The organism is Psychrobacter sp. 1Y1, from assembly GCF_051847395.2.
In the GTDB taxonomy this organism is placed as follows: domain Bacteria; phylum Pseudomonadota; class Gammaproteobacteria; order Pseudomonadales; family Moraxellaceae; genus Psychrobacter.
In genome coordinates, this window is record NZ_JBPYDF020000001.1 from 1769641 (window position 1) to 1778795 (window position 9155).

A 9155-nucleotide genomic window follows, 5' to 3' on the forward strand; every position below is an offset into this window, starting at 1 on the left:
TCACCTTACGATTGCTATCTTTGCCTTACCTTTTGTCTTAAAGCTCAATCTGCATACCATCAAATGCTACTTCAACACCATGTTGTTTTAATGTCGCGGCCTGTTCGGATTGTTCATTCAATATCGGGTTGGTGTTATTGATATGGATCAGCACCTTACGAGCGTCATCGAGCTGATCTAGATAATGCAGCGAGCCGTCTTCACCACTAATATGTAAATGCCCCATGTCTTGGCCAGTTTTTGTACCGACACCGCGTTCTTGCATTTCATTGTCAGTCCATAGCGTACCGTCAATCATCACGCAATCAGAAACTTTCATGATCTGCATGACTTGATCATCAATCTTACCTAGACCTGGTGCATAAAAGAGTTGTTTTTGTGTTTTTAAGTCTTTTACAATCAGGGCAACATTATCGCCATCATGCGGATCATTACGATGCGGAGAGTAGGGCGGTGCAGAGCTTCTAATCACCAAGGGCGTCAATTCTAAATTGTCAAATCCTTCAATCTTAAACGTCTTTTCTGGACCAATTTGATTGTATTGCAAACCGCCATTCCAGTGCTTCAACATGTTAAAGAGAGGAAATCCTGTTGTTAGATCTTGATAGACCATGTCAGTACACCAAACAGGAATTGGACAACCTTCACGCAGGGTCAATAGCCCCGTCGTATGGTCAAGCTGACTGTCCATCAAGACCACATTGGTGATGCCTGTATCTCTCAATTGACGTGCTGGCTGTGCTGCCTTGAACTCAAATAATTGTTGGCGGATATCAGGTGACGCGTTGAATAAGATCCAATCCACACCATTTTCTGATATGGCTATCGAAGATTGGGTGCGGGTTTTTGCCTGAATCGTGCCTTGACGGACACCGTGGCAATTATCGCAGTTACAGTTCCACTGCGGGAAACCACCACCAGCAGCTGAGCCTAAAACGTGAATATACATAAATCAATATTTCCAAAAAAATAAAAGCCCTAATCATCTAGGGCTTTTAATGGATTGAGTGCTAATGAGTTTTAGCGTGCTTCGAAATACATAGTCACTTCGAAACCGATACGAATGTCTTGAAAAGCTGGTTTGGTCCACTGCATGGGATTACTCCGGAACTATCTTACTATTTAAGAAGTAAGATTAATAAAGTGAATGAGTGATAAAGGGTAATATAAGCTGCCCCCCGCTGTCAATTTCTTAGATGTTAGTAAAGCGTTAACGAGCATCGATTAAGCAGTCTTTTATAGCATAAATGAAAGCTGTTTTTTCGTGCGAAAAAGACAACATATTGGGCATAAGATTAAAAATACCTTTGAATAGATTGAGCATAAATTATCACTATAAAAAATCTGCTTGCAGTGAGTTAAGCGTATTTCGAGAACTTATGAGTTATACACGTATATTGCAAAAACCGAATTTATCTATAAAGTAATAGATTAACTTGATAGATATTGGAGCCTGAAGATGATTGCTGAATTACAAGGCAGTGAGTTAACCAAAGCAATCTTGGAAAATGTCAGCAACCATAGATAATGGTTACTACGAATTATTGGTTCCTATTGTAGCCTTTAATAACGACCAGTTCATTTGTGATAAAGGTGATCTATGGGAGTACGCTGTCTCAGTAAAGAGAGTGGCACTTACTCATGATGATGTAGGGCTATAACTCATTATCAATATAATGACTGTTACGTTCTACATACAGATTAGTTTTACAGCCTATGCACGAAAATCTACCATCTGTCTACAACTTCTTGTTCTAGTTGACATTACATCTGTACTATCTATTTATAAGCTCATCTGTCTAATCATCAATATTTTGCAACGATAGATATAACAGGTTCGAAGATGCTCAAGTAATTGTTGTTATGAAGCCACTTGTTTAGCTTACTAATCATTGTCATTGAATAGGAGTAACAACATGGATACAGTAACTGTTGGAAGCGAATTAACTCGTTCAATGCTTGAGGAAGGTTATCAAAGTATATGGTGTGCTGTGAGTGACGAGAGTGATGAGAACGCTATAGAAGATCAGGTAGGTAATGACTTCACATCTCGCATTGTGGCTTTTGAAGATGGCCAGTTCTATTGTACGGGCGGTATGCCTTGGAAGTATGCAGTGCCAATTGAGATCGTTGCATTGACGCGATATGACTTTTCTTTTTAGTGAACAAACATAACGTAGATAGGTTTGGATAGTCATCGCCGAAAGTAAACCCTAATATCAAGATATTTAGTTAGATAAAATGCGCGACTGACAAGGCCATTCAAGCGATGCAATATACAGCTTGAATGGCCTTTTGTGTTTTAGAGCCAGTTTGAAAGCGGTTTTTTATTTCAAAAAATCAGGCTGCATAAAGGCTGGGTTTGGATAAGTGTAGAAACCTTCACCAGTCGCGAATCCTAGTTTGTTTTGATCGATTAATTGCTCTTTTAAATATTGAGCAGCCTTAAACCTTACAGGGTTTTGAGTTTTTTCAGCAGATAGCTTCGTGATGTTGTAGGCAGTATTGATACCGATAGTATCCAATATGGCAAAGGGACCTGACGGTGCGCCAGTTACTATCATCCACGTTTTATCTATCGTATGTGGATCGGCGACCTCTTTTGCAACCAATTGCAAAGCTGCATCTATAAAAGGCGCCAACAAACTGTTCATAATATAGCCGGGTTGCTCCTTATCCAGCGGCATTGCCACCATACCGATGGCAGTAGCAAAAGCAACAACCTCATCAAATACGTTAGGATCTGTCCCAGGGTGTCCCATGATTTCGGCGACATTATGCATCCAAATTTTATTGGCAAAGTGTAGCGCTAAAAACTGCGCAGGTCGTCCCGTTGACTCTGCAAACTGACTAGGAAGTAAGGTAGAGGTATTGGTCGCAAAGATGGTTTTCTCTGGCGCTAGTTTGGCAAGTTTTTCATAAAATTCGATTTTAGTTTCAGGAATCTCGGGTATGGCCTCAATCATTAGATCAGCATCTTTGACTGCTTCTGCTAAGTCTGAGGTGTAGCTGAGATTATCAAAAGCTTTATCCAACTGCTCTTGAGTTGCCCTCAAATCCTTTCTAAAAGCCTTGCACATCAATTGAAATTTTGACTTTGCTTTTTCTAAAACCTCATCATTGATGTCATAGACACTGACATTAAAACCATGAAATGCGGCCTGAAAAGCAATTTGGTAGCCTAGGATGCCGCTTCCCGCGACAGTTACATTTTTATACGTCATTGTATTTATTTCCTAATAGTAGTGGATATAAGTTGCTAGATAAATGTCTAGAACTTATAGATCTATTATTAGATAGTTTTACCTTACTATTCAACCTTCATTTTTATAAAAACATTTAAGAGAACTCAGAAATATTGCTATGCAGGCATAAGATAATTGCACACCACTTGACTTGTTATATTTATAGGTAATTCAAAAACTTAATGACTATATTATTAACTTTACACCTAATGGTTTTATGATAATTTAAGGCTAATTTCATATCATAACGACATTTTTAATGACTGTTGATGTCAAAATATTGTCGACGAGGTTGTAAAGGAGGACATAAGCAGAGATGTAGGAGTACTCAACAGACCCTAGTATGTTCTAAAAATATCAGTAGACGCGACAACCTGTTCCCTAAACCACTGATGCTTAGGGTCTTTTTGATATTTTTTGTGCCACAGCATCCGCATGGTAATCGGTGTGGGTTGATAAGGTAATGCCACGCTGTCTAAATGCTCAAATCCCAACGTATTCAATTTACTGGGGACAATGGCCATTAACTCTGACCCCTTAACGAACGTTGCCATCGTCGCAAAGCTATTAGTGCGTATGACGGTATTGGCATCTATCGCTTGGATAATACGTTTATCCGTTTGGCTAGCAGACGCGCCTTTGGTAAAGCTTAGCCCCACGTAGCGAGCGTTATCAAAATCTTGCTCGGTTACTGGCGGTGAGCGGTACGCAGGATCGTAATAACACCGTGCCACATCGTCAAATAAGCGTACGCTCATAATGTCATTGTGATCAGGGGCAAAAGGAGAAAATGCTACATCAACATTATGTTGCTGGAGTTGCTCAATATTAGGCTTGCGAGAAGGCAGTATGTTTAAGCGAAACGAGGCCACTTGTGCGCTAATTTTTGCATTACCTATGTTAAGAACACACCCACCTGATAATTATTTGCCAAAATTGTGTAATCAAAATGAGCTAAATTTGGCTCAAACTCTTGGGTCTGCGTTAACTCATCTAGCCGAACTAATAACGGCTTAATTTCTTGATATAAATATTCACTTTTTTGGGTCGGCATCACGCTTCTACCCGAACGCACAAACAACTCATCGTCAAATATTAGCCTGAGTTTTTGCAAACTATGGCTAATGGTCGATTGTGTCAGATCCAGTTGTTCGGCAGTTTTAGTCACTGTACCGACTTCGTGCAAGGTTGTGAATACCGACAAGTGCTGTCCGCTTAACGCTAAGTAATCGAAATCTTTCATAATAAGTATGAACAAACCTCTGTTTTTATTCATGAGTTGGTAGCATATGATGGTTGTCATCGGGTTGCAAGAATTTAATATTCCAAAAACCCCAAGTTTTAAATACTGCTTTATCAAACATTAGGTCTTTAATAAAGCAGTCACTAACCATTGGCTTTGAACACCTTCTTAATTAGGGAACACTTATGACATCTTTAACCAACGCAAAAGCATTATCTACCTTTGCTGTTTTGGGCTTATTTGCACTACCTACAGTCGCAATGGCAGATATAACAGAAGGGCTGTATGGCACGGCATAACTGGGCTATAGCATTGTGGACACTGATTCAAAAGCCTATGGTAATAATATTGCAACCGATAACGATTTCCCAAGTTCATTTGAAGCTGATAATAGTATGGTCGGCGGTATAGGATTAGGTTATCAGTTTAACCAGAACCTACGTATAGAAGGTCGATTGGCAAAACGTAGCTTTGATATTGATGACTCACGTTACGGTACAGGCGCTCGTGATGGCGAGCAATACATTTTAGATGGTGAGTTTGAAAGCTTAACGATGACTCTTGAAGGGTTTTACGATTTCCCTATTAGTGCCTCATTTACCCCTTACGCTAAGGCAGGTATTGGCCTCTCAAAAAATGACTATTCTGCTCGATTAGGCGGAACTGGCGTAGCAGGGTTTGACGCATTTGATGGCAAAGCATATGGCTATTATGACAACTACGCTGATGGCGACTCTAGCGAACTTACATGGAATATCGGAGCAGGTGCAAGCTATGCATTGACCTCAAGCACCCATTTATATGGAGAGTATCAATATATCGATTTTGGTGGCGACGTACAAACAGGGCAAGACGGCTTTAGCGATGGCTTTGAGATCAACGACGCTTCTGCTCATGAATTTAACTTAGGCTTACGCTATCGGTTTTAAGGTTTTTTAATTTATCTTAGTCTCGATGTTTCATCTGTATCTAAATACTTAAAACAAATTTTAAATCATCAATCTATCCAAAAGGCATCACTATGAAGATTTCAAAAGCTAAAGTGATTGAGATTGCCTCTTTCAAACTTAAACCAAGTATCTCTTACGATGACTTTGCCGTTCTTGATCATAGCGTTGAGGTCAATCATGTGGCAAAACAAAAAGGCTTTGTATCTCGTGAGTCAGCAATGGGTGAAAACGGCGAATGGGTGGTTGTGGTGCATTGGGAAACGTTAGCGGATGCGGATGTTTCCATGACAAGTTTTACTAAAACACCTATGGCAGCTGAATTTATGGGCAGTATAGATTTAAAGACGATGGCAATGAATCGCTATACTTTAGTAGATTAGTTTGAAATAAAAAGCAATTTCAATCAGTTGCAAACCAGTAGGCCGATTAGGGTTAATAGATAAACCTTAATCGGTTTTTATTCTAGTTAAGCGAATCAAAGAGGTGCACTATGAAAATCGCAGTTACAGCCGCCAATGGAAAACTAGGGTCTGCCATTATTGAGAATCTCCTACAGGCGCACGCCGCAAAAGACATAGTAGCGCTGGCACGCACTCCTGCCAAAGCTGAGTTTTTGATTAAGCAGTATGGCATCGAGGTCAGAGCAGGTGATTATGATGATGTACAACAGCTTGAGAATTCATTACAAGGTATAGATAGCGTTTTACTGGTGTCTAGTATGGATGAGCCTGCTAAGCGTATTGGTCAGCATCGCAATGTCATTGAGTCTGTGAAAAAAAATGGTGTGACAAAAATCGTGTATACCAGTATTCAGGGTTCTAGTACTCAAACTGCGTTTGCGCCGATTGTGAAGAGTAATCAGCAAACAGAACAAGATATCAAAGATAGTGGCCTCAATTGGGTGATAGGCCGCAATGGTATCTATATCGAGCCTGATGTGGATTATCTCGATAGCTATAAGGTGCAAGGTAAGATTGCCAACTGTGCAGGTGAGGGCAAGTGTGGCTATACCACTCATGAGGAATTGGCGGTCGCTTATAGCCAAATGCTAATCAATGCTAAGCACGATGCCAATATTTACCATTTAAATAGTGAACCCATTACCCAGCAGCAGCTCACTCAGTACTTGAATGACAGGTTTGGTACAACGCTTAGTTATCGCTATATGACCGTGGAGGCGTTCAAACAAGACCGTATTGATGAACTAGGCGAGTTTATCGGTACAGTAATCGCTGGTATTTACGAGCAAATAGCAATAGGTGCTATGCACAACCAAAGCGATTTTGCCAAGGTAGTGGGGCGCGAACATATGAGCTGGACTGAGTATTTTAACAATCAATAAGACCGCGCATACTCAAGCTAGATATTATTTGAACGCTCTTTGATGTAATGCAAAATGTAAGGAAGACTGCTATGCCTATGATTACGCCTACAAATAAATCCGTTACCAAATTCGAAGGTTTACATTTGTATCACGCGCCATTTTCCAACTGTGCCATGCGCGTAAGGATTGCATTAGCAGAGAAGCAGCTAGAGTGGACAAGCCATCTTATTGACCTATCTAAAGGTGAACAGCGTAGCAAAGAATATCTAGGAATCAACCCTAATGGTGTGGTACCAACCTTGGTAGATGAGGGTGTGGTTATTATTGATTCGACCGATATCATTGATTATTTAGACACCATCTATGAACCAAACTCGTTGCGTCCTGATACTGAAGCCGAAATGCAGGCCATGTATGATTGGATGCATATGGCAAAAGATAATCATCTGTCTATAAAAACTTATATGTATTATAAATTAAGTGCCACGGGTCTTAGCGAAGAAGAACTAATAGAATACCGAAAAAACCAAACTTACGACAAAGCACTGTTAGCGTTTCATGAGCATCGTAGCACACATGGTTTTAGTCAAGAGGATATTGATAAGGCAACCGCAGTTCTTGACGACTGTTTTGCAAAAATGGACGTACGTCTCAAAGATCATGATTGGCTAGTTGGCGACGCCTTTTCATTGGCGGATATTACTTGGATTCCGCAACTGGTTGTTTTAGGTAGAGTAGGCTATCCTTTTGCGCAGTATGCACATTTTGAGCGTTGGAAAAATGCAATTGTGGCACGCCCTAGTTTTAAACAAGCAGTGACTGATTGGCTGCAGTAAAAATGAGTGACGACAGCGGTAAGACTATAATAAAATGCAATTATGACAGTAAGATCTAATCTCAATAACATCGTCTAATAAAACTAAAATTCGTATACTTGCATAGATCTTACTTCTTTATAAAAGAGTATTTCAAACCAAAAAAACCACCCTAACTTGAATAGTGAGGGTGGTTTTTTTATTTGTGCATCGATATAGATTTGTGAGGTCTGTATCGCTATAGAAGAGAAATGAATTATTTTCAAACAATCTGAAGCCGCAATAGCTAAAAGACGGGTGGGAGCTAAGGTATTAAAAAATAAGCTATTAATTTTTGATTTCACCATAATTAGCCTAGTAAAACGTGATGAATGGTTGAAAACAAGTTATGAGCAGCTAACTGAGCTTTGTTAGTTTGTTATACTATAGAAAGTATAGAACTAAAGTTCCTTAATTACAGATTTATAAGAATAAATGGAATTAATAAGCTTTTGATTAACATGTGCTTTCGCTGCCAATAAAGTATCAACAACCAAATAATACAAGAAGTCAGGATAAAACTATGGATAAGTTATTTAATAAAACTATGATTGCTATCATTTTGCCAATAGCTTTATTTGGCTTATCTTCTTGTGCTGTGACTGGTATTGATAATAGTGGTGACAGTCGCCGTATCGATGGTGTGATGTGGAACAAACAAGTAGACGCTAACACTGACAGTCTATTAGCAAAAAAAGCACCTACCGATCAAACGAGACTGGTATTTGTTAGAAGTAATGACAGTTACTCTGAGCAAACTAGTGCCAATATCGCTATAAACAATAGATTTCAGGTGAGCTTGCAACAAGGCAACTATACGGTAGTGAATTCTTGTATAGGTACTAATCAGCTAAGTGCTCATGCAACAGGATTTAAGAACAATGATTTACTTGCAAACAAAAAAGACTTTGAGCTTGCTGGTGGTCAGACTTACTTTTTTTATGTCGATATGGCAGAAACAGGGCAAAGCAACCTGAAACAGGTTACTGCTGAAAGTGCTATGCAATTGCTAAAAAACAAACGTTATCAGTCTCATCAAATTAGCCGCGTAATTCCTAATTGTCCCACGCCTGTTGTACTCAAACCGCAAGCGATACCAATGGTAATTCCTGTCAATATCCCAGCGCCTGTCTTAGCAGAAAAAGTAACGATTGATCTTGAAGTGTTATTTGAGACAGACAAAGCCATAGTGCGACAAGACTATTATTCAAAAATAGTTGAGTTAGCAGAGTTTTTGACTCAGTACCCCAATACGGTTGCCACCATTGAGGGACACACTGATAGTCGTGGTAGCGATGACTATAATCAGGACTTGTCACAGCGCCGAGTCAATGCAGTGCAAGAAGTATTGATTGAAAACTTTAATATTCCAGCAGAACGTGTAAATGCCATTGGTTATGGAGAACTGCAACCAAGAGCCAGTAACGATAGTGCCGAAGGTCGACAACTCAACCGCCGTGTCATAGCGATAGTTGAAGAACGCTTGACTACTAAGTAAGCCCTAAAAAATGAGTACTAGCTTAGATCTAAGCGGTTGTC

General features: G+C 39.7%; 12 protein-coding genes. 7 read left to right on the forward strand and 5 right to left on the reverse strand.

All coding sequences use genetic code 11. The features are described from left to right. Positions 1-37: 37 nt before the first annotated feature. On the reverse strand, positions 38-949 hold the full coding sequence (gene pqqB, locus ACS8FA_RS21405; RefSeq protein WP_439265255.1) for a pyrroloquinoline quinone biosynthesis protein PqqB: 912 nt from the start codon (positions 947-949) through the stop codon (positions 38-40). A gap of 71 nt (positions 950-1020) precedes the next feature. Beyond that, positions 1021-1095 carry a pyrroloquinoline quinone precursor peptide PqqA gene (gene pqqA / locus ACS8FA_RS21410; RefSeq protein ID WP_082894360.1) on the reverse strand — a complete coding sequence of 25 codons (75 nt, stop codon included), beginning with the start codon at positions 1093-1095 and terminating at the stop codon, positions 1021-1023. Between the two features lie 413 nt (positions 1096-1508). On the opposite strand from pqqA, the gene ACS8FA_RS21415 reads away from it, so the two are divergent. Next, positions 1509-1661 (forward strand): hypothetical protein, encoded by a 153-nt coding sequence (locus ACS8FA_RS21415; RefSeq protein ID WP_439265257.1) that lies wholly within the window; start codon positions 1509-1511, stop codon positions 1659-1661. A 255-nt stretch (positions 1662-1916) separates the two neighbouring features. Further along, positions 1917-2162 (forward strand): hypothetical protein, encoded by a 246-nt coding sequence (locus ACS8FA_RS21420; RefSeq protein WP_102078377.1) that lies wholly within the window; start codon positions 1917-1919, stop codon positions 2160-2162. Between the two features lie 165 nt (positions 2163-2327). Here the strand turns inward: ACS8FA_RS21420 and ACS8FA_RS21425 are convergent, their stop codons facing one another. The 3 genes from ACS8FA_RS21425 to ACS8FA_RS21435 form a co-directional block, all read right to left on the reverse strand. Continuing rightward, a complete protein-coding gene (locus ACS8FA_RS21425; protein WP_439265259.1) occupies positions 2328-3224 on the reverse strand; it encodes a 3-hydroxyacyl-CoA dehydrogenase in 897 nt (298 codons plus the stop codon). 359 nt (positions 3225-3583) lie between these two features. Further along, complete coding sequence (locus ACS8FA_RS21430) at positions 3584-4117, reverse strand: LysR substrate-binding domain-containing protein (RefSeq protein ID WP_439265261.1); 534 nt, start codon at positions 4115-4117, stop codon at positions 3584-3586. Positions 4118-4140: 23 nt separating this feature from the next. Then, positions 4141-4521, reverse strand: a complete 381-nt coding sequence (locus tag ACS8FA_RS21435; RefSeq protein ID WP_439265263.1) for a LysR family transcriptional regulator — start codon at positions 4519-4521, stop codon at positions 4141-4143. Between the two features lie 281 nt (positions 4522-4802). Between ACS8FA_RS21435 and ACS8FA_RS21440 the strand changes: the two genes are divergently transcribed. From ACS8FA_RS21440 to ACS8FA_RS21460, 5 genes are all read left to right on the forward strand, one after another. Beyond that, on the forward strand, positions 4803-5417 hold the full coding sequence (locus ACS8FA_RS21440; RefSeq protein ID WP_439265265.1) for an outer membrane protein: 615 nt from the start codon (positions 4803-4805) through the stop codon (positions 5415-5417). 92 nt (positions 5418-5509) lie between these two features. Continuing rightward, positions 5510-5818, forward strand: coding sequence for an antibiotic biosynthesis monooxygenase family protein (locus tag ACS8FA_RS21445; RefSeq protein ID WP_439265267.1), 309 nt, complete (start codon positions 5510-5512; stop codon positions 5816-5818). A 110-nt stretch (positions 5819-5928) separates the two neighbouring features. Beyond that, positions 5929-6780 (forward strand): NAD(P)H-binding protein, encoded by an 852-nt coding sequence (locus tag ACS8FA_RS21450; RefSeq protein WP_439265269.1) that lies wholly within the window; start codon positions 5929-5931, stop codon positions 6778-6780. A 71-nt stretch (positions 6781-6851) separates the two neighbouring features. Further along, positions 6852-7598: a glutathione S-transferase family protein gene (locus ACS8FA_RS21455; RefSeq protein ID WP_420230609.1), complete on the forward strand. Its 747-nt coding sequence runs from the start codon at positions 6852-6854 to the stop codon at positions 7596-7598. 541 nt (positions 7599-8139) lie between these two features. After that, positions 8140-9114, forward strand: a complete 975-nt coding sequence (locus ACS8FA_RS21460; protein ID WP_439265271.1) for an OmpA family protein — start codon at positions 8140-8142, stop codon at positions 9112-9114. The last annotated feature ends 41 nt before the right edge of the window (positions 9115-9155 follow it).